A 19,765-nucleotide genomic window follows, 5' to 3' on the forward strand; every position below is an offset into this window, starting at 1 on the left:
CGCTCACTGGGCGGCGGTCTCGAGTGCGGAGACGGGGACAGCCCCCGCGAGCACCCGGCCGTCAGCGGTCACCAGCACCGACATCAGCGACGTCGACAGCGCCCGGCCGTCGCCGACCGGCTGCGTCAGCTGGGCGACCAGCGGATCCGTCAGGGCCTGCGCGGGGACGGTGCCGGCCGGGAGGCTGACGATCGTCGCCCAGCCGGTGCCCGTGACCGTCGGCTTCGGGTGGTCCGGCCCGGCCGCGTGCTCGCCCGCCTGCGGCGTCCGCTCCGTGACCGTCGCGCCCTTCGGCGGGGTGAACGAGAACACGCCGGCGTCCGGAGCGCCCGGCGTGAACGAGATGAACCCGGCCTGGAACGCCGGCGACGAGGCGCCGCGCGCCAGCACCTGAACCCGGAGCGGAAGCCCGGTCTGCCCGTCCACCGCGATGGACACGGAGCCCACAAGGGTGGCGTCGGTGCGCGGCGTCAGCACCAGGTCGTAGGCGTCGCGGCCGGCGACCTTCGTGTTCGGGCCCAGCGCGACCTTCGTGGACGGATCGACGGCGGCGAGGAACTTCTCGGCCAACGCCTGCGGCGTGGTCGCCGTCGCGTCCGGAGTCGGCGTCTCGCCGCTCTTCTCGTGCGCCGGTATGGTGGCGTGCGTCACCGACTCATCGCTCGACTGGTAGAGCCAGACGTCGGAGCCGTTGCGGATCGCGTCGCGCTCGGCGAGCTGGTCGAGCAGCTGGACGCGCACCTTCGTCGGGCCGTCGACATAGACCTTGGCCGTGTGGTCGCCCATCAGCAGCTCGAGCGTGCTCGCGACGGAGCTGTCCGCGCTCGACGACCCGCCGCCGGTCTTCGGCAGCGTCGGCAGCCCGAGGTCGGAACTCTGCTCGACGGTGCCCGAGAACGCCTTCGTATCGCTCGACGCGACCAGCCGGAGGACGTCCGCCGGGGACTTCACGGGGAGGTCGGCGGCGCCCGCGGCCAGCGGGATCGCGATCGCGCCGCCGACGATCGCGGCGGGGACGATGATGGCCGGGAGCCAGCGGACCAGGTGGTGCTTCATAGTCCAGAGGATACGCTCGGCACCCCGCCGCCGACCCTCCGGATTCCATGGGAGACGCGGAAATCATCCCCTGGTATGACACGCGCGCACGACACGCGCGAACGCGGAAGGCCCCGCCGGAGCGGGGCCTTCCTCATCCGCCCTAGAGGACGTCGCCGACTCGGTGGACGCGGATGTCGTTGGTGGTTCCGGGGATCCCGGGAGGGGAACCGGAGATGATGATGACCTTGTCGCCGTTCTCGGCCCGGCCGGTCGACTTGAGCGCCTCGTCCACCTGGGCGACCATCTGGTCGGTGTGGGTGACCCGGCCGACCACGAAGGACTCGACGCCCCAGAACAGCGACATCCGGCGGCGCACCGACTCCTCCGGCGTGAAGGCGAGGATCGGGATCTTGTTGCGCAGGCGGGCCATCCGGCGGGCGGACTCCCCCGACTCGGTGAAGACGCAGAGGAACTTCGCCTCGACGAAGTCCGCGACCTCGACGGCCGCGAGGGTGATCGCGCCCGACTGGGTGCGGGGACGTGTGCCGAGCGGCTGGATGCGGTCGAGCCCGTGCTCCTCGGTGGAGGTCACGATGCGCGCCATGGTCGCGACCGTGATCGCCGGGTACTCGCCGACGCTGGTCTCGCCCGAGAGCATGACCGCGTCAGCACCGTCGAGGACGGCATTGGCGACGTCGGAGGTCTCGGCGCGGGTCGGCACCGGGCTCGAGATCATCGACTCGAGCATCTGCGTCGCGACGATCACCGGCTTGGCGGCGCGGCGGGCGAGCTCGACCGCGCGCTTCTGCACGATCGGCACCGCCTCCAGAGGCAGCTCGACGCCGAGGTCGCCGCGGGCGACCATGATGGCGTCGAACGCCTCGATGATCTCCTCGAGCGCGTCGACGGCCTGCGGCTTCTCGATCTTGGCGACGACGGGGACCTTGCGGCCCTCCTCCGCCATGATCTCGTGCACGCGCTCGATGTCCTGGGCGTTGCGCACGAACGAGAGCGCGATGATGTCGGCGCCGAGCTTGAGGCCCCAGCGCAGATCGGCCTCGTCCTTCTCGGACAGCGCCGGGACGTTGACCGCCACGCCGGGGAGGTTGATGCCCTTGTTGTTGGAGACCGGACCGGCGACGATGACCTCGGTCGTGACGACGTTGCCCTCGACCTCGACGACGCGCACACGCACCTTGCCGTCGTCGATGAGCAGGAAGTCGCCCGCCTTGACGTCGTGGGGCAGACCCTTGAACGTCGTCGAGGAGATCTCCTTGGTGCCGATGATGTCGTCGGTCGTGATCTTGAAGATGTCGCCCTGGGCGAGATCGTACGGACCGGCCTCGAACTTGCCGAGACGGATTTTGGGACCCTGGAGGTCGACCAGGACCGCGACCGGCTTCCCCGCGTCCTCGGCGGCCTTGCGCACGTTCGCGTAGACCCCCTCGTGCACGTCGTAGCTGCCGTGGCTCAGATTCATCCGCGCGACGTCGACGCCCGCATCGATGATCGCGCGGATGTTGTCGTAGCTGGAGGTCGCCGGACCGAGGGTCGCGACGATTTTCGCCCTTCTCATGGGTTTTTCAGTGCTCCGTGATTCTCGCACCCCTGACGGCGCGTTCTCGTGGTGGAGGGGATCAGACAAGGATGCCGCGGTCAGTGGGACGGACCGGGGACGGCAACTCCGTCTCCCCTTCAAGATACCGGTCGACGGCGGCCGCCGCTGCCCGGCCCTCTGCGATAGCCCACACGATCAGCGACTGGCCGCGGCCCGCGTCGCCGGCGACGAACACGCCGGCCTCGCTGGTCTGGTAGTCGCCGTCGCGGGCCACGTTTCCGCGGTCGTCGAACGGGAGGCCGAGCTGGGCGCCCAGGTCCTCCTGCTCCGGACCGGTGAAGCCGAGCGCCAGGAGGACGAGGTCGGCGGGGATCTCGCGCTCCGTCCCGGCCTTCGGCACGCGACGGCCGTCGAGGTACTCGGTCTCCGCGACGCGGAGGGCCTTCACCTCGCCGAACTCGTTCGCGAGGAACTCGACGGTGGAGGCGAGGTACTCGCGCACACCGCCCTCCTCGTGGGCGCTCTGGACCTCGAACAGCGTCGGGGTCATCGGCCACGGCTGGTGCGCGGGGCGCTCCGACGGCGGCTGGGTGCCGATCGCGAGGTTGGTCACGCTGGCAGCGCCCTGACGGTGCGCGGTGCCGATGCAGTCAGCGCCGGTGTCGCCGCCGCCGAGCACGATGACATGCTTGCCGTCCGCCGTGATCTGGTCGGCGACCTGGTCGCCGGCGCCCGCGCGGTTCTGCTCGACGAGGTACTCCATCGCGAAGTGCACGCCTGCGAGGTCGCGGCCCGGGATCGGGAGGTCGCGCGGGACCATCGCGCCGGTGGCGACCACGACCGCGTCGTAGCGCGCGCGGAGGTCGTCCCAGGCGATGTCGACACCGATGTTCACTCCGGCGCGGAAGCGGGTGCCCTCGGCCATCATCTGGTTCAGTCGCGCCTCGAGGTGCTTCTTCTCCATCTTGAAGTCCGGGATGCCGTAGCGCAGCAGGCCGCCGATGCGGTCGTCGCGCTCGTAGACGGCGACCGTGTGGCCGGCGCGGGTGAGCTGCTGGGCGGCGGCGAGCCCGGCGGGGCCGGAGCCCACGACCGCGACCGTCTTGCCGGTGAGCCGCTCCGGCGGGTGCGGCTGCACCCAGCCGTTCTGCCAGGCCTGGTCGATGATCGACACCTCGACCTGCTTGATCGTGACGGCCGGCTGGTTGATGCCGAGCACGCACGACGACTCGCACGGGGCGGGGCAGAGCCGGCCGGTGAACTCCGGGAAGTTGTTGGTCGCGTGCAGGCGCTCGATGGCCTGGCGGCCCTCCCCGCGCCACATCAGGTCGTTCCACTCCGGGATGAGGTTGCCGAGCGGGCAGCCCTGGTGGCAGAACGGGATGCCGCAGTCCATGCAGCGCCCGGCCTGCCGGCGCAGCTGCGCCGGGTCGCCCGCCTCGTAGACCTCTTTCCAGTCCATGAGGCGCACGGACACGGGGCGGCGCTTCGGCAGCTCCCGCTCGGTCGTCTTCAGAAAGCCTTTGGGATCAGCCACCGGTCACCTCCAGAATACGGTTCCACACAATGTCGCCGTCGGGGTCGAGTCCCTCGTCGACGGCCTCCTGACGCATCTGCAGCACGGCCGCGTAGTCGCGCGGCAGCACCTTGACGAACTTCGCCACCGTGGCGTCGAAGTCGGCCAGCATCCGCTCCGCGAGCGCCGAGCCGGTCTCCGCGTGGTGCTTCTCGAGCAGGTCGCGGACGATCTCGATGTCGGCGCTGCCGAGCGGCAGCAGCTCCAGCTCGCCGCTGGCCAGCGCCTCGCGGTTGACCCGCTCGTGCTTCAGGTCGTACACGTACGCCGTGCCGCCGGACATGCCGGCGCCCAGGTTGCGGCCGGTGCCGCCCAGGATGACCGCGAGGCCTCCCGTCATGTACTCCAGCGCGTGGTCGCCCACGCCCTCCACGACCGCCGTCGCGCCCGAGTTGCGGACCAGGAACCGCTCGCCCACGATGCCGCGGATGAACATGCTGCCCTGCGTCGCGCCGTAGCCGATCACGTTGCCGGCGATGACGTTGCGCTCGGCCGCGAAGACGCTGCCCTGGGGCGGGCGCACGACGATCTGGCCGCCGGACAGGCCCTTGCCGACGTAGTCGTTGGAGTCGCCCTCCAGCCGCAGCGTGATGCCGGCCGGCAGGAACGCGCCGAGCGACTGGCCGGCCGAGCCGGTCAGCGTGATGTCGATCGTCCCCGTCGGGAGGCCGTTCTCGCCGTGCCGCACCGTAACCTCGTGGCCGAGCATGGTGCCGACCGCGCGCTCCGTGTTGCGGATCGGCAGCGAGAGCGACAGCGACGCGCCGTCCGTGCCCGGGTGGGCGGAGGCGAGCACGTCGTGCGCGGCCTGGATGAGCTGGTTGTCGAAGTGCTCGTCCAGCTCGTGGTCCTGGGCGCGGCCGTTCTTGCGCGGCGCGGAGTCCGGGAACTCCGGCCCGCGCAGGATCGGCGTGAGGTCGAGGCCCGACGCCTTCCAGTGCTGGATCGCGCGGTCGGCGTCCAGCAGCTCGGCGTGGCCGATCGCCTCGTCCAGGCTGCGGAAGCCGAGCTCGGCGAGGTACTCGCGCACCTCCTGGGCGATGAACTCGAAGAAGTTCACCACGAACTCCGGCTTGCCCGAGAACCGCGAGCGGAGCTCCGGGTTCTGGGTGGCGACGCCGACCGGGCAGGTGTCCAGGTGGCACACGCGCATCATGACGCAGCCCGACACCACCAGGGGCGCCGTCGCGAAGCCGAACTCCTCGGCCCCGAGCAGGGCGCCGACGATGACGTCGCGGCCGGTCTTGAGCTGGCCGTCGACCTGCACCACGACACGCTCGCGCATGCCGTTGAGCATCAGGGTCTGCTGGGTCTCGGCCAGGCCGAGCTCCCACGGCGTGCCCGCGTGCTTGAGCGAGTTGACCGGGGACGCGCCCGTGCCGCCGTCGTGGCCGGAGACCAGGATGACGTCGGCCAGCGCCTTCGCGGTGCCCGCGGCGACCGCGCCGATGCCGGACTCGCTCACCAGCTTGACGTGCACCCGCGCCTGCGGGTTCGCGCGCTTCAGGTCGAAGATCAGCTGCTTGAGGTCCTCGATCGAGTAGATGTCGTGGTGCGGGGGCGGCGAGATGAGCCCGACGCCCGCGGTCGCGTGCCGGGTGCGCGCCACCCACGGGTAGACCTTGGTCGGCGGCAGCTGGCCGCCCTCGCCGGGCTTGGCGCCCTGCGCGAGCTTGATCTGGATGTCCTCCGCGTGCGTCAGGTACATCGACGTGACGCCGAACCGGCCGGACGCGACCTGCTTGATCGCGCTGCGCCGCTCCGGGTCGAGCAGGCGGTCGAGGTCCTCGCCGCCCTCACCGGTGTTGGACTTGCCGCCGAGGCGGTTCATCGCGATGGCGAGGGTCTCGTGCGCCTCCTTGGAGATCGAGCCGTAGCTCATCGCCCCGGTGGAGAAGCGCTTGACGATGGACTCGACGGGCTCGACCTCGTCGATCGGGATCGCCGGGCGCGCGTCGGTGCGCAGCGCGAACATCCCGCGGAGGGTCATCAGCGACTCGGCCTGGTCGTCCACGAGCTTGGTGTACTCGCGGAAGACGTCGTACCGGCGCGTGCGGGTGGAGTGCTGCAGGCGGAACACCGTCTCCGGGTTGAAGAGGTGCGGGGCCCCGTCGCGGCGCCACTGGTACTCGCCGCCGGTCTGCAGCCGCTCGTGCGCGACGATCGCGCCCTCCGGCGGGTAGGCCGCGGTGTGCCGGGCCAGGTTCTCCGCCGCGATGACGTCGATGCCGACGCCGCCGAGCTTGCTCGTGGTCCCGGTGAAGTACTGGTCCACGAACGCCTGGCTGAGGCCGACGGCCTCGAACGCCTGGGCGCCCGCGTAGGACGACACCGTCGAGATGCCCATCTTGGACATGATCTTCAGCACGCCCTTGCCGAGCGCCTTGATGACGTTCTTGACGGCCTTCTCGGGCGTGACGCCGGTGATCATCCCGCTGCGGACGAGCTCCTCGCAGGTCTCCATCGCCAGGTACGGGTTGATGGCGGAGGCGCCGTAGCCGATCAGCAGCGCGACGTGGTGCACCTCGCGGACGTCGCCGGCCTCCACGATCAGACCGCACTTCATGCGGTTCTCCGCACGGATCAGGTGGTGGTGCACGGCCGCGAGCATCAGCAGCGACGGGATGGGCGCGAGGTCCTTGGTGGAGTCGCGGTCGCTCAGCACGATGAACTGGGCGCCGGCCTCGATGGCCTCGTCCACCTCGTCGCACAGCTCCGCGAGGCGCGCCTGCATGGCCCCGGGCCCGGCGTCCGCACGGTAGAGGCCGCGCAGGGTCGTCGTGAGCCGGCTACCCGGGCGCGGGTCGATGTGCTGGATCTTGGCGAGCTCGTCGTTGTCGATCACCGGGAAGTCGAGGACCACCTGGCGCGCGTGCTCCGGGCCGGCGCTCAGCAGGTTGCGCTCCGGACCGAGGCCGAGCGCCAGGGAGGTCACGACCTCCTCGCGGATCGAGTCGAGCGGCGGGTTGGTGACCTGCGCGAACTGCTGCGCGAAGTAGTCGAAGAGCAGGCGGGGGCGCTCGGAGAGCACGGCGACCGGGGTGTCGGACCCCATCGCGCCGAGCGGCTCGGCGCCCGTGGTCGCCATGGGCTTCAGGAGGACGCGCACCTCCTCCTCGGTGTAGCCGAAGGTGCGCTGGCGGCGGGTCACGGAGGCCGGGGTGTGCACGATGTGCTCGCGCTCCGGCAGGTCCTTGAGGTTGATCCGGCCGTCGGCCAGCCACTCGCCGTACGGCGCGCCGGCGGCCAGCTCCGACTTGATCTCGTCGTCCTCGATCAGGCGTCCGGCCACGGTGTCGACCAGGAACATCCGGCCGGGGCGCAGGCGCCCCTTGCGCACGACGCGGCTCGGCTCGATGTCGAGCACGCCGATCTCGGAGGCGAGCACCACCAGGCCGTCGTTGGTCACTACGTACCGGCCGGGGCGGAGGCCGTTGCGGTCGAGCGTCGCGCCGACGACCGAGCCGTCGGTGAACACGATCGCGGCAGGGCCGTCCCACGGCTCCATGAGCATCGAGTGGTACTCGTAGAAGTCGCGGCGGACCGGGTCGATCTCGGTCTGGTTCTCCCAGGCCTCCGGCACCATCATCATCACGGCGTGCGGTAGCGACCGGCCGGTGAGCGAGATGAGCTCCACGACCTCGTCGAACGACGCCGAGTCGGACGCGCCGGGCGTGACGATCGGCAGCACCGGCGACAGGTCGCCGAGCAGCTCGCTCTCGAGCTGCGACTGCCGGGCGCGCATCCAGTTGCGGTTGCCCTGCACCGTGTTGATCTCGCCGTTGTGCGCGATCATCCGGAACGGCTGGGCGAGCGGCCAGGACGGGAACGTGTTGGTCGAGTACCGCGAGTGCACCAGCGCGAGCTTGGAGGCGAACCGCTGGTCCGAGAGGTCCGGGTAGAACGGCTCCAGCTGGAGGGTCGTGACCATGCCCTTGTAGACCATGGTGCGGCTCGACAGCGACGAGAAGTACAGGTCGAGCTCGCGCTCGGCGCGCTTGCGCAGGAAGAAGGTCAGCCGGTCCAGCGCGATGCCGGCGACCGGCTCGCCGCTCTCGTCGGTGCGGGTGCTGGAGACGAAGAGCTGTTCGATGACCGGCATGGCGTCGCGCGCCAGCGTGCCGAGCTCCTCCGGGCGGACGGGGACCGGACGCCAGCCCAGAATCGTGAGGTCGTGCTCGGCCGCGATGGACTCGACCGCCGTCTTCACGGCCTCCCGTGTCGCGGCGTCGGTCGGCAGGAAGGCGTTGCCGACGGCGTAGCGGCCGGCGCCCGGGAGCTCCAGCCCGGACACGGCGCGCAGGAACGCGTCGGGGATCTGCGTGACGATGCCCGCGCCGTCGCCAGTGCCGGCGTCCGAGCCGACGGCGCCGCGGTGCTCGAGGTGGCGCAGCGCCTCGAGCGCCGCGTCGATGATGTCGTGACCGGCGGTGCCGCGGAGCGTCGCGACCATGGCGAGCCCGCACGCGTCCTTCTCGGCGGCGGGGTCGTAGAGACCCTGCTTGCCGGGGACCGTGCTGAACCGGGAGTGTGGAGGCGTGACCGCCATATTTCGACCGTCCTCACAGTGTCGTGGATGTGGGGATGTGGAGTGCGGGGACGCCTTCGGCCCGATGCTGGGAGGTTCCGCCGCAACTGCGCCGGGCTTGTGTGCGGCCCGGGGATCGGTGCGGTCAGTGGTGCTTACGGGATCGCCTGTACGGGTTGGGTTGTTCCGAGCCGACGGAGATCATCCGTTCGAGGGGCTTGTGGCCTTGGCTCCGGCGGACGCGGTGGGCTCCCCGTCGCCATCGACGAAGTCCTCGTCATCCGAGTCCGTGTCGTCAGAGTCTACCTCAGCATCGGGGCGAACCCATTCACGGCCCGGACGGTAGACGCTGGGCTCGAGTCCGGGGTGCCGTCGCGACTGCACGATGAAGATCACGATGCCGAGCACGACGGCGAGGTACGCGGCCCACACGTTGCTGGGGATGCCGAGGAACGAGAACTCGCTCGGGTCGATGCGGATCGACTCCAGGTAGGAGCGGCCGACGCCGTACCAGATCAGATAGACGGCGAGGGTCTTGCCCCACTGCAGGCGGAACTTGCGCTCCAGGAGGATGATGACGACCACGCCGATGACGTTCCAGATGATCTCGTAGAGGAACAGCGGCTGGAACAGCGTGTTGTCGGGCAGGCCGACCGGGATCGCCTTGTTGCCGGAGTCGATCTGCAGGCCCCACGGCAGGTTGGTCGGGAGGCCGAACAGCTCCTGGTTGAAGTAGTTGCCGAGGCGACCGATCGCCTGGGCGAGCAGCAGCGCGGGCGCGAGGGCGTCGGCGACGCTCCAGAACCGCAGGCCGCTGATGCGGCAGGCGATCCAGATGCCGACGGCGCCGCCGATGAGCGAGCCGAAGATGGCGTTGCCGCCCTCCCAGATCGCCCAGATGCTGCCCGGCTCGAACGGGTTCCAGGTGTTGTGTCCGGCTCCGAAGTAATCCGTGGGGTGAGTGACGACGTGGTACAGCCGCGCCCCGATGATGCCGAGGACGACCGCCCAGAGCAGGATGTCCAGGATGACGCCCGGCTCGGCCCCCCGCTTGGTGAGGCGGCGCGAGGTCCACAGGGCGGCGACCACGATGCCGATCAGGATCATGATCGCGTAGGTCTGGATGCGCCAGTGCAGACCGAAGATGTCGATCGGGATCTGCTGCCACTCGGGTCCAGGGCTCGGGATGCTGGCGACCCAGCTGCTCATCGTCGCGACCACGCGAAGACTACCTTTCGTATCCGATGGAGTCCGGCGCCGAGCGGCGCACGGCCTCCAGTCTAAGTGTTGGTCGGGGGTGCGCCCGACGCGCAGCGGTCAGGCGCTCGCGCCCTGCCGCGCCGTGCCGCGCGCGAGCTCCGCGGCGACCCGTCCGGCCTCCGCCACTCCCCCGTCGGCCAGGGCCTTCACGAGCGCGGAGCCGACGATCGCGCCGTCCGCGTACTCCAGCACCTCGGCGACCTGCGCCGCACTGGAGATGCCGAGGCCCACGCAGGCGCTGGTGGCGCCCGCGTCGCGCAGGCGGCCGACCAGGGTGCGCGCCGCCGCGTCGACGTCGGTGCGCGCGCCGGTGATGCCCATCGTGGAGACGGCGTAGACGAAGCCGCGGCTGTGTCCGACCGTCGAGCGCAGGCGCGCATCGGTGGACGACGGCGCCGCGAGGAAGACGCGGTCGAGCCCGGTGCGCTCGGAGGCGGCCAGCCAGGCGGCTCCCTCGTCGGGGATCAGGTCGGGCGTGATCAGGCCGGCCCCGCCCGCGGCGACCAGGTCGTCCGCGAACCGGTCGACGCCGTACTGCAGCACCGGGTTCCAGTAGGTCATGACGAGCACCGGCACGTCCACGCGCTGCGTGATCTCGCGCACGGCGGTGAAGCCGTCTCGCAGCCGGAAGCCGTTCGAGAGCGCCTGCTGCGTGGCCGCCTGGATGACCGCGCCGTCCATGACGGGGTCGGAGTACGGCAGGCCGAGCTCGATGACGTCGACGCCGTTCTCGGCCAGCGCCACGGCGGCGTCGATGCTGGTCTGCAGGTCGGGGAAGCCGGCCGGGAGGTAGCCGATCAGCGCGCCCGCTGCTTCGGCGTTGCGGCGGGCGATGGTGTCTGCCACGCGGCTCACGACTGCACGGCTCCTTCGTCGATCAGGCCGAAGTAGCGTCCGGCGGTCTCCATGTCCTTGTCGCCGCGCCCGCTGAGGTTCACCAGCAGGATCCCGTCCGGGCCGAGCTCCTTGCCGAGCTCCAGTGCTCCGGCCAGCGCGTGCGCGGACTCGATGGCGGGGATGATGCCCTCGGTGCGGCTGAGCAGGCGCAGCGCCTCCATCGCGTCCGCGTCGCTCACCGGGCGGTACTCGGCGCGGCCGATCGAGGCGAGCCAGGCGTGCTCGGGGCCGACGCCCGGGTAGTCCAGGCCTGCCGAGATGGAGTGCGACTCGATGGTCTGGCCGTCCTCGTCCTGCAGCAGCATGCTCCGCGCGCCGTGCAGGACGCCGGGGCGCCCCTTGGTGATGGTCGCGGCGTGCCGCGGGGTCTCCGCGCCCTCGCCGCCGGCCTCGAAGCCGATCAGGCGCACGTCCTCGTCGTCGAGGAAGGCGTGGAAGATCCCCATCGCGTTGGACCCGCCGCCGACGCAGGCCGCGACGGCGTCGGGCAGGCGGCCGGTCAGCGCGAGCACCTGCTCGCGGGCCTCCTCGCCGATGATCTTCTGGAGGTCGCGCACCATCTCGGGGAACGGGTGCGGTCCGGCCACCGTGCCGAAGATGTAGTTGGTGTTCTCGACGTTGGTCACCCAGTCGCGCATCGCGTCGTTGATCGCGTCCTTGAGCGTGCGCGAGCCGGTCTTCACCGCGATGACCTCGGCGCCGAGCAGGCGCATGCGGGCCACGTTCAGGGCCTGCCGCTCGGTGTCGACCTCGCCCATGTAGATGGTGCACTCGAGGCCGAACAGTGCGGCGGCGGTCGCTGTCGCGACGCCGTGCTGGCCCGCGCCCGTCTCTGCGATCACGCGGGTCTTGCCGATCCGCTTGGTCAGGATGGCCTGGCCCAGCACGTTGTTGATCTTGTGCGAACCGGTGTGGTTCAGGTCCTCGCGCTTGAGGACGACGCGCGCGCCGCCCGCGTGCTCCGCGAAGCGCGGCACCTCGGTGACGATGCTGGGCCGGCCGGTGTAGCTGCGGTGCAGCTCGTCGAGCTCGGCGTGGAACGCGGGATCGGCCTTCGCCGCCTCCCACGCCACGGTCAGCTCGTCCAGGGCGGCGACGAGGGACTCGGGCACGAAGCGCCCGCCGAACTCGCCGAAATAGGGTCCGTGTTCAGAACGAAGGGACATCAGGCTCCAAGGAACTGGCCGAGCGTGGCGACGGGGTCGCTCGTGACGAGCGCCTCGCCGACGAGCACGACATCCGCGCCCGCCGCCCGGTAGTGCGCGACGTCGGCGGCCGACTTCACGGCCGACTCCGCCACGCGGATGACGCCGGACGGGTACCGGTCGGCCAGGCGGCCGAACAGGTCGGGGTCCAGCTCGAACGTCGAGAGGTTGCGCGCGTTGACGCCCACCAGCTTCGCGCCGGTGTCGAACGCGCGGCTCAGCTCGTCCTCGGTGTGCGCCTCCACGAGCGCGGTCATGCCGAGGTCGGTGATGAGGTCGTGCAGCTCCACGAGCCGCTGCTGGTCGAGCGCGGCGACGATGAGGAGCACGAGGTCCGCTCCGGCGGCGCGCGCCTCGAGCACCTGGTAGGGCTCGGCGACGAACTCCTTGCGGAGCACCGGGAGGGACACGGCGGCGCGCACGGCCTCGAGGTCGGCGAGCGACCCCTTGAAGCGGCGCTCCTCCGTGAGGACGCTGATCGCGCTCGCTCCCCCGGCCTCGTAGAGGGAGGCGAGGGCGGCGGGGTCGGGGATCGCGGCGAGGTCGCCGCGCGACGGACTCGCGCGCTTGACCTCAGCGATGATCTTCACCCGCGCGGCGGGCGCGAGCGCCGCGAGCGCGTCGATCGCCGGCTCACGGTCGGCGGCCGCCGCCTCGACGACCGCGAACGGCCGGTCGGCACGTCGCCGCTCTGCATCCTCCAGCGCGCCGGCGACGAGGTCGGCGAGCACGGGTCAGTGGCCCTTCGGGGTGTACTTGGAGCCGCCCACTCCGTAGCCCGCGCGCTTCATGATCCAGCCCACGATCAGTCCGACGATCGCGAGTCCGGCGGAGGCCCACACCACGATCGGCGCGTCGTAGAAGAACGCGATGGCGCCGATGGTGAAGGCGATCAGCATGATGATCACGGCCGTCCACGCCGCCGGCGAATGACCGTGGCCTGGCTCGACTGACTCGCTGCTCATGGGACTCCTGCACGTCGGGTGCGCGCCGCTGAGCGACTGACGCCGCGTGAGGGTGCGCACGGATTGGTGGATCCGGACCAGTCTAGTGGCTCAGCGGGTGGGGTCGTCGCCGCGACTCAGCTCGTCCCAGCTGTCGATCGCGGCGTCCCGGTCGAGGGCCGTGGGCTCCTCGGGAGCGTCCGACTCCGCGGCCGCGCGCGCCTCGCGCTCGTCGCCAGCGGCCTCGTCGTCGGCCGTGCCCGCGGCAGCAGCCCCCGTCTCCGGGTCGGCGCCGTCCCGCTCGGCGAGGGTCTCCTCGGCGGTGCGGCCGTCCTCGCCCGCGAACCGCGCCTGGTACTTGCGCGACGGGCCGGGCCACGCCCGCAGGAAGACGATCGCGAGCGCGGAGGCGAGCACGACGAGCACGCCGCCGACCACGGCGAGCCACGGCCAGAACTCCGTCGTCGTGCTCTGCACGAGCTTGCGCAGCGACGCCTCGCCCGCGACACCGGTCGCGGACGTGATCGCACCGCCGGCGGCCCGCAGCGGGTCGCCGAGGACGGCGAGCGCCGAGTAGACGATCGAGGACCCGAGCAGGATGCCGAGCAGCGCCAGCACCACGCGGAAGGCGGGGCCGGCGATCGCCAGCGCCGCGGTCAGCGCGAGCCCGGCGAGCGAGAGCGCCGTGAGCGCAGGCGCCGCGGCCGAGCCCGCCACCGTGACCGTCCCGGCGTGGTTCGCGACGTCCGTGACCTGGATGGTGAACCAGGTCTGCGTCGCGGACAGCAGGCCGAGGCCGCTCCCCACGACCAGCGCGAGGAGGGTCAGGTACTTGACGCGGCGGTTCTCAGTCCGCACCCTGCACCCGTCTCATGCCGTTGGCCACCGCGACCGCGCGCAGCGGCGCCGCTGCCTTGTTCTGCGACTCCTCGAACTCCAGCCGCGGCACCGAGTCGGCCACCAGGCCGCCGCCGGCCTGCACGCGGGCGACGCCGCCGAGGATGGTCGCCGTGCGGATCGCGATGGCGAGGTCGGCGTCGCCGGCGAAGTCGAAGTAGCCGATCACTCCCCCGTACACGCCGCGCTGCGCGGGCTCCAGCTCGTCGATGATCCGCAGGGCCATCGGCTTGGGCGCCCCGGAGAGGGTGCCAGCCGGGAAGGTCGCCCGGAAGACGTCGATGGCGCCGGAGGTCGGCAGCAGGTCGCCCTCCACCGACGACACGATGTGCATGATGTGGCTGAACCGCTCCACCCGCATGAACTCGGTCACCTCGACGCTGCCGGCCGCGCACACCTTCAGCAGGTCGTTGCGGGCCAGGTCGACGAGCATCAGGTGCTCGGCGCGCTCCTTGTCGTCGGCGAGGAGGGAGGCTTCCAGGTCGAGGTCCTCCTCCGGGTTCGCGCCGCGCGGCCGGGAGCCGGCGATCGGGTGCGTGAAGGCCCGGCCGTCCTGCACCTTGACCAGCGCCTCGGGCGAGGAGCCGACGATCTGGTAGGGCTCGCCGTCCGGCCGCTCCAGCGACAGCAGGTACATGTACGGGCTCGGGTTGAGCGCGCGCAGCACGCGGTAGACGTCCAGCGCCGACGCGGTGCACTCCAGCTCGAAGCGCTGCGAGATGACGACCTGGAAGATGTCGCCGTCGACGATGCGCTCCTTGGCCGTCTCGACCGAGGCGAGGAAGTCCTCCTCGCGCGTGCGGGACACCGGGTGCGCCGGCGTGCCGAGGTCGACCTCGGCGAGCCAGGCCTCCGACGGCTCGGCGAGCTGCCGCTGCATGCGGTCGAGCCGCTGCTGCGCGTCGCTCCAGAGCGCGTCCGCGTCGAGCTCGCCGTCGGCGAGCGCGTTGGCGATGAGCTTGACGGTGCCGGAGCGGTGGTCGATCACGACGAGGTCGGCGACGAACGCCATTGCCTGGCCGGGCACGTCGACGTCCGCTGGGGGGCGCTGCGGCAGCCGCTCGAGCTGCCGCACGGCCTCCCAGCCGATGAAGCCGACCAGGCCGCCGGTGAGCGGAGGCAGGCCGGGGATGCGCGGCGTCCGCCAGCGCTCGTGCAGCGCCGCGAGGGCGTCGAGGGGTCCGCTCGGCACGGCGGCGCCCAGCGCGCGCTCCGCCGAGAGGCCGTAGTCGAGCCAGCGCACATCGTCGCCGTCCTGCGTCAGCATGCCGAACGAGGCGGCGCCGACGAACGAGAAGCGCGACCAGATGCCGCCCTGCTCCGCGGACTCCAGGAGGAATGTGCCGGGGCGTCCGGCGGCGAGCTTGCGGTAGATCCCGACGGGGGTCTCCCCGTCGGCGAACAGTTCGCGGACCACCGGCACCACACGGTGCTCGGCGGCCAGCGCGGCGAACTCGGCGCGCCCGGTGGTCCCGTCTGCCGTCGCGATCACAGGTCCGACCCCATCTCCGCGACCAGCTCGTCGGTCTCCACGCCGCCGACGACGGGCGAGAGCACGTCCGCGTCGAAGCAGGCGCGCGTGCCGGTGTGGCAGGCCGCACCGACCTGGTCGACGGTCACCAGCAGGGTGTCGCCGTCGCAGTCGAGCGCGGCCCCCTTCACGTACTGCACGTGACCGGAGGTGTCGCCCTTGCGCCAGTACTCCTGCCTGGAGCGCGACCAGAACGTCACGCGGCCCTCGGTGAGCGTGCGGCGCACGGCTTCGGCGTCCATCCAGCCCATCATGAGCACCTCGCGGGAGTCCCACTGCTGGATGATCGCGGGCACCAGCCCCGCGTCGGTGAAGCGGATCCGGCCGATCACCTCGTCCATCCCGGTCATGAGCGCACCTCCAAGCCTGCCCGCAGCAGTTCGTCCTTCACATCGCCGATGGTCATCTCGCCCGAATGGAACACGCTCGCGGCGAGCACGGCGTCGGCTCCGGCGTCGATCGCGGGGACGAAGTCGGTGACGGCGCCCGCGCCGCCGGACGCGATGACCGGCACCCGGCTGATCGCCCGCATCTCGCGGATGAGCTCCAGGTCGAAGCCCTCCTTGGTGCCGTCCGCGTCGATCGAGTTGACCAGCAGCTCGCCGGCGCCGAGCTCGATGGCCCGCTCCGCCCAATCGAGTGCGTCGATCCCGGTCTCGGTGCGGCCGCCGTGCGTCGTCACCACGAAGCCGGACGACGTCGCCGCCGAGCGCTTGACGTCGAGCGAGAGCACGAGCACCTGCGCACCGAAGCGCCGGGCGATCTCCGCCACCAGCTCGGGGCGCGCGATCGCGGCCGAGTTGACCCCGACCTTGTCGGCGCCGCTGCCCAGCAGCTTGGCCACGTCCTCGGTGCTCCGCACGCCGCCGCCGACGGTGAGCGGGATGAAGACCTGCTCGGCCGTCGCGCGCACCACGTCGTAGGTGGTCGCGCGGTCGTCGACGGTCGCCGTGACATCGAGGAAGGTCAGCTCGTCCGCGCCCTGCTCGAAGTAGCGGCGCGCCAGTTCGACGGGGTCGCCCTGGTCGCGCAGGTTCTGGAAGTTGACGCCCTTCACCACGCGTCCGGCGGCCACGTCGAGACAAGGGATGACCCGGACCGCGACGCTCATCAGATCCGCGCCGCGTGGATCGAGGTGACCAGGATCGCCCGGGCGCCCAGCTCGTAGAGGTCGTCCATGACGTGGTTGGTGCTGTCGCGCTTGATCATCACGCGCACCGCCACCCAGTCGGGCTCGCCGAGCGGCGAGACGGTGGGCGACTCGACGCCCGGAGTGAGCGCGACGGCCTGCTCCAGCAGGGCGACGGGGAGGTTGTAGTCGACCAGCACGTACTGGCGCGCGACCATGACGCCCTGCAGCCGGCGGAGCAGGGTGTCGACGCCGCTCGCGGGCGACGGCGAGGAGACCAGCACGGCCTCCGACTCCAGGATGACCGGGCCGAAGATCTCCAGGCCCTGCTTGCGCAGCGTCGAGCCGGTCTCCACCACGTCGGCCACGGCGTCCGCGACGCCGAGCCGCACAGCGGACTCCACCGCGCCGTCCAGCTTGATGAGCGAGGCGTCCACGCCGTTCTCGGCGAGGAAGCCGCCGACCAGGCCGGGGTAGCTCGTGGCGACGCGCTTGCCCTCCAGGTCGGTGAGGTCGCTGTAGGCGCCCGCCGGGCCGGCGAACCGGAAGGTCGACGCGGCGAAGTCGAGCGCTGCGATCTCGGCGGCGGGCGACTCGGAGTCGATGAGGAGGTCGCGGCCGGTGATGCCGACGTCGAGGGCGCCGGAGCCGACGTAGGTGGCGATGTCGCGCGGGCGCAGGTAGAAGAACTCCACGCCGTTGCGCGGGTCGGCGACGATCAGCTCCTTGGGGTCGCGGCGGCCGTTGTAACCGGCCTCGTGGAGCATCTGCGCCGCGGTCTCGGAGAGGGAGCCCTTGTTGGGGACGGCGATCTTCAGCATGTGATGTGGCTTTCGTGACGTGACGGACGGAGGCTGGGGGCGTTCGTCACAGATGTCGGTACACGTCGGCCGGCGTCAGGCCCTTGGCGAGCAGCAGCACCTGGAGGTGGTAGAGCAGCTGCGAGATCTCCTCGGCGGTCGCCTCGTCGGACTCGTACTCGGCGGCCATCCAGACCTCGGCGGCCTCCTCCACGATCTTCTTCCCGATGGCGTGCACGCCCGCGTCCAGCTCGCGAACCGTCCCAGAACCTTCCGGGCGGGCCTGGGCCTTCTCGCTGAGCTCGGCGAAGAGGTCGTCGAAGGTTTTCACCGTTACAGCGTACCGGTCGCGGGGCGCGGCTCGCTCCGCGTGACGCGGGAACGCGGCGGACTGCTGGCCGATGTGCTAATGTCGGCGGGTCTCATCTGACATATTCCATCTCGACGAGGAGATCCCCATGGTATCGACCGCCTCCCCGCCCCCCGCCGGCCGCCGCACGTTCTGGCCGCTGCTGCTCTGCTGGGTGATCGTCGCCCTCGACGGCTTCGACCTGGTGGTGCTCGGCACCGTGATCCCCACCCTGCTGAGCACCCGGGACCTCGGCTTCGACGCGGCGGCGGCCACAGCGGTCGCCACCGCCGGCCTGGTCGGCGTGGGCGTCGGCGCCCTCACGGTCGGCCCGTTGGCCGACCGCTTCGGCAGGAGGCTGTGCCTCGTCAGCTGCGTGACGGTGTTCTCGGTGCTCACGCTCGCGATCGTGATCGCGCCGAACGCCTTCGTCTTCGGCCTGCTCCGGGTGCTCGCCGGGTTCGCGCTCGGAGCCTGCCTCCCCGTCACGATCGCGTACGTCACCGACCTCATGCCGAGCGCACGCGCCGGCAAGGCGACCACGCTGACGATGACCGGCTACCACGCCGGCGCCGTCCTCACCGCGCTCCTCGCCATCGCCGTCATCCCGGACTGGCGCCTGCTGTTCGCGATCGGCGGCATCGCCGGACTGGTTGCCGTGCCGCTCATCCTGATCGCGCTGCCGGAGTCGCGCCCGGAGCGCACGGACGCCCCGCGCCCGACCGTGCGGCGACTGGTCGAGCCGCGCTACCTGACGATCAGCATCGGCGTCTGGGTCGCGTCCTTCATGGGGCTGCTGCTGGTCTACGGGCTCAACACCTGGCTGCCCCAGCTGATGCGCGACGCGGGCTACGGCTCGACCGACTCCCTCGGCCTGCTGCTCACCCTCAACGCGGGGGCCGTCACCGGGCTGGTCATCGCCGGGGTCGTGGCCGACCGGGCGGGCACCAAGCGGGTCGCCATGGCCTGGTTCGTGCTCGCCGGCGCCCTGCTGGCGATCCTCAGCATCCGGCTGGAGGACGTGACCATGGTGTACCTCACGGTCTTCGTCACGGGCGTGTTCGTGTTCTCGGCGCAGGTGCTCGTCTACGCGTTCATCACGCAGCTGTACCCGCAGGAGATCCGTGGCACGGCGCTGGGCTTCGCCGCGGGGATCGGCCGGCTGGGCGCGATCCTCGGGCCGGCGGTCACCGGGACGCTCGTCTCGCTGGGGATGGCCTACCCCGGCGGGTTCTACGTGTTCGCGGCGACGGCGCTGCTCGCGGTGGGGGCGCTCGCAGTCATCCCCACGCGGGCGCCGGCGCGGGTCGCGGAGTCGGAGACCGCCCGGGTCTGAGCAGTATCCGGGTCTGAGCTCTACCCGGTGGTGGCGCCGTCGTCAGTGGGCGTGCGCCGCCACCGCTGTCCGCAGGCCGGCGATCCGCTCGGCGGGCTCGCCGCGGAAGACGCTGGAGCCGGCCACGAACGTGTCCGCGCCGTTCTCGGCGGCGATCACGATGGTCTCCTCGGTGATCCCGCCGTCCACCTGCAGCCAGACGTCGAGGCCGCGGGCCGCGACGGCCTCCCGCAGCGAGCGCAGCTTGGGCATCGTCTCGACCATGAAGGACTGGCCGCCGAAGCCCGGCTCCACCGTCATGACGAGCACCTGGTCGAACTCCGGCAGGAGGTCGAGGTAGTCGTCGGCGGGCGTGCCGGGCTTGAGTGCGATCCCGGCGCGGGCGCCGATCGCGCGCAGCCGGCGGGCGAGCGCCACGGGGTCGGCGGCGGCCTCCGCGTGGAAGGTCACCGAGTAGGCGCCGAGCTCCGCGTAGCCGGGGGCCCAGCGGTCGGGGTCGTCGATCATCAGGTGCACGTCGAGCGGGATCGGGCTCACATCCTGGATGCGGCCCACCATCTGCGGGCCGAACGTCAGGTTCGGCACGAAGTGGTTGTCCATGATGTCCACGTGCACCAGATCGGCCGTGGCGATCCTGCCGAGGTCCCGCTCCAGGTTCACGAAGTCGGCCGCCAGGATGCTCGGGTTGATGCGCGTCGCCATGCTTCCAGCCTATTG

17 protein-coding genes are annotated in these 19,765 nt (G+C 71.4%); 1 reads left to right on the forward strand and 16 read right to left on the reverse strand.

The window, feature by feature from the left end:
- Positions 1-3: 3 nt before the first annotated feature.
- The 15 genes from AC3A3H_RS15060 to AC3A3H_RS15130 form a co-directional block, all read right to left on the reverse strand.
- On the reverse strand, positions 4-1,056 hold the full coding sequence (locus tag AC3A3H_RS15060; RefSeq protein WP_487615352.1) for a LolA family protein: 1,053 nt from the start codon (positions 1,054-1,056) through the stop codon (positions 4-6).
- A gap of 142 nt (positions 1,057-1,198) precedes the next feature.
- The gene (gene pyk / locus AC3A3H_RS15065) at positions 1,199-2,614 is read right to left on the reverse strand and encodes a pyruvate kinase (RefSeq protein WP_487615353.1); all 1,416 of its coding nucleotides are present in this window, start codon (positions 2,612-2,614) and stop codon (positions 1,199-1,201) included.
- A 61-nt stretch (positions 2,615-2,675) separates the two neighbouring features.
- On the reverse strand, positions 2,676-4,133 hold the full coding sequence (locus tag AC3A3H_RS15070; RefSeq protein WP_487615354.1) for a glutamate synthase subunit beta: 1,458 nt from the start codon (positions 4,131-4,133) through the stop codon (positions 2,676-2,678).
- On the reverse strand, positions 4,126-8,721 hold the full coding sequence (gene gltB / locus AC3A3H_RS15075) for a glutamate synthase large subunit (protein ID WP_487615355.1): 4,596 nt from the start codon (positions 8,719-8,721) through the stop codon (positions 4,126-4,128). The genes AC3A3H_RS15070 and gltB overlap by 8 nt, the downstream gene beginning before the upstream one ends.
- 180 nt (positions 8,722-8,901) lie before the next feature.
- Positions 8,902-9,909, reverse strand: a complete 1,008-nt coding sequence (gene lgt, locus AC3A3H_RS15080; protein WP_487615472.1) for a prolipoprotein diacylglyceryl transferase — start codon at positions 9,907-9,909, stop codon at positions 8,902-8,904.
- 108 nt (positions 9,910-10,017) lie between these two features.
- The gene (gene trpA / locus AC3A3H_RS15085) at positions 10,018-10,815 is read right to left on the reverse strand and encodes a tryptophan synthase subunit alpha (protein WP_487615356.1); all 798 of its coding nucleotides are present in this window, start codon (positions 10,813-10,815) and stop codon (positions 10,018-10,020) included.
- Positions 10,812-12,023, reverse strand: coding sequence for a tryptophan synthase subunit beta (gene trpB / locus AC3A3H_RS15090; RefSeq protein ID WP_487615357.1), 1,212 nt, complete (start codon positions 12,021-12,023; stop codon positions 10,812-10,814). The genes trpA and trpB overlap by 4 nt, the downstream gene beginning before the upstream one ends.
- Positions 12,023-12,793 carry an indole-3-glycerol phosphate synthase TrpC gene (gene trpC / locus AC3A3H_RS15095; protein WP_487615358.1) on the reverse strand — a complete coding sequence of 257 codons (771 nt, stop codon included), beginning with the start codon at positions 12,791-12,793 and terminating at the stop codon, positions 12,023-12,025. Before trpC ends, trpB begins: the two co-directional genes overlap by 1 nt.
- Positions 12,794-12,796: 3 nt before the next feature.
- Positions 12,797-13,027: a DUF6704 family protein gene (locus AC3A3H_RS15100; protein WP_487615359.1), complete on the reverse strand. Its 231-nt coding sequence runs from the start codon at positions 13,025-13,027 to the stop codon at positions 12,797-12,799.
- 90 nt (positions 13,028-13,117) lie between these two features.
- Complete coding sequence (locus AC3A3H_RS15105; protein ID WP_487615360.1) at positions 13,118-13,864, reverse strand: Trp biosynthesis-associated membrane protein; 747 nt, start codon at positions 13,862-13,864, stop codon at positions 13,118-13,120.
- Entirely contained in the window at positions 13,854-15,395 is a 1,542-nt protein-coding gene (locus tag AC3A3H_RS15110) for an anthranilate synthase component I (RefSeq protein ID WP_487615361.1), read from the reverse strand. The genes AC3A3H_RS15105 and AC3A3H_RS15110 overlap by 11 nt, the downstream gene beginning before the upstream one ends.
- Positions 15,392-15,784 (reverse strand): phosphoribosyl-AMP cyclohydrolase, encoded by a 393-nt coding sequence (gene hisI / locus AC3A3H_RS15115; protein ID WP_487615362.1) that lies wholly within the window; start codon positions 15,782-15,784, stop codon positions 15,392-15,394. Before hisI ends, AC3A3H_RS15110 begins: the two co-directional genes overlap by 4 nt.
- Positions 15,781-16,545: an imidazole glycerol phosphate synthase subunit HisF gene (hisF, locus tag AC3A3H_RS15120; RefSeq protein WP_487615363.1), complete on the reverse strand. Its 765-nt coding sequence runs from the start codon at positions 16,543-16,545 to the stop codon at positions 15,781-15,783. Before hisF ends, hisI begins: the two co-directional genes overlap by 4 nt.
- On the reverse strand, positions 16,545-17,384 hold the full coding sequence (gene hisG / locus AC3A3H_RS15125; RefSeq protein ID WP_487615364.1) for an ATP phosphoribosyltransferase: 840 nt from the start codon (positions 17,382-17,384) through the stop codon (positions 16,545-16,547). The genes hisF and hisG overlap by 1 nt, the downstream gene beginning before the upstream one ends.
- Before the next feature lie 46 nt (positions 17,385-17,430).
- Positions 17,431-17,694, reverse strand: coding sequence for a phosphoribosyl-ATP diphosphatase (locus AC3A3H_RS15130; RefSeq protein WP_487615365.1), 264 nt, complete (start codon positions 17,692-17,694; stop codon positions 17,431-17,433).
- A gap of 127 nt (positions 17,695-17,821) precedes the next feature.
- Here AC3A3H_RS15130 and AC3A3H_RS15135 point away from each other — a divergent pair, with 127 nt between their 5' ends.
- Complete coding sequence (locus tag AC3A3H_RS15135; protein WP_487615366.1) at positions 17,822-19,048, forward strand: MFS transporter; 1,227 nt, start codon at positions 17,822-17,824, stop codon at positions 19,046-19,048.
- 42 nt (positions 19,049-19,090) lie between these two features.
- Here the strand turns inward: AC3A3H_RS15135 and rpe are convergent, their stop codons facing one another.
- Positions 19,091-19,750, reverse strand: a complete 660-nt coding sequence (gene rpe, locus AC3A3H_RS15140) for a ribulose-phosphate 3-epimerase (protein WP_487615367.1) — start codon at positions 19,748-19,750, stop codon at positions 19,091-19,093.
- Positions 19,751-19,765: the final 15 nt, after the last annotated feature.

This window comes from Leifsonia sp. Soil_N53 (assembly GCF_057655165.1).

What these genes read in the sequence shown, in the direction of transcription:
- gltB (WP_487615355.1), bottom strand. Translation starts at nt 8,721, where the DNA reads ATGGCGGTCACGCCTCCACACTCCCGGTTCAGCACGGTCCCCGGCAAG.
- AC3A3H_RS15135 (WP_487615366.1), top strand. Translation starts at nt 17,822, where the DNA reads ATGGTATCGACCGCCTCCCCGCCCCCCGCCGGCCGCCGCACGTTCTGG.
- hisF (WP_487615363.1), bottom strand. Translation starts at nt 16,545, where the DNA reads ATGAGCGTCGCGGTCCGGGTCATCCCTTGTCTCGACGTGGCCGCCGGA.
- rpe (WP_487615367.1), bottom strand. Translation starts at nt 19,750, where the DNA reads ATGGCGACGCGCATCAACCCGAGCATCCTGGCGGCCGACTTCGTGAAC.
- hisG (WP_487615364.1), bottom strand. Translation starts at nt 17,384, where the DNA reads ATGCTGAAGATCGCCGTCCCCAACAAGGGCTCCCTCTCCGAGACCGCG.
- hisI (WP_487615362.1), bottom strand. Translation starts at nt 15,784, where the DNA reads ATGACCGGGATGGACGAGGTGATCGGCCGGATCCGCTTCACCGACGCG.
- pyk (WP_487615353.1), bottom strand. Translation starts at nt 2,614, where the DNA reads ATGAGAAGGGCGAAAATCGTCGCGACCCTCGGTCCGGCGACCTCCAGC.
- trpB (WP_487615357.1), bottom strand. Translation starts at nt 12,023, where the DNA reads ATGTCCCTTCGTTCTGAACACGGACCCTATTTCGGCGAGTTCGGCGGG.
- lgt (WP_487615472.1), bottom strand. Translation starts at nt 9,909, where the DNA reads ATGAGCAGCTGGGTCGCCAGCATCCCGAGCCCTGGACCCGAGTGGCAG.
- AC3A3H_RS15060 (WP_487615352.1), bottom strand. Translation starts at nt 1,056, where the DNA reads ATGAAGCACCACCTGGTCCGCTGGCTCCCGGCCATCATCGTCCCCGCC.
- AC3A3H_RS15100 (WP_487615359.1), bottom strand. Translation starts at nt 13,027, where the DNA reads ATGAGCAGCGAGTCAGTCGAGCCAGGCCACGGTCATTCGCCGGCGGCG.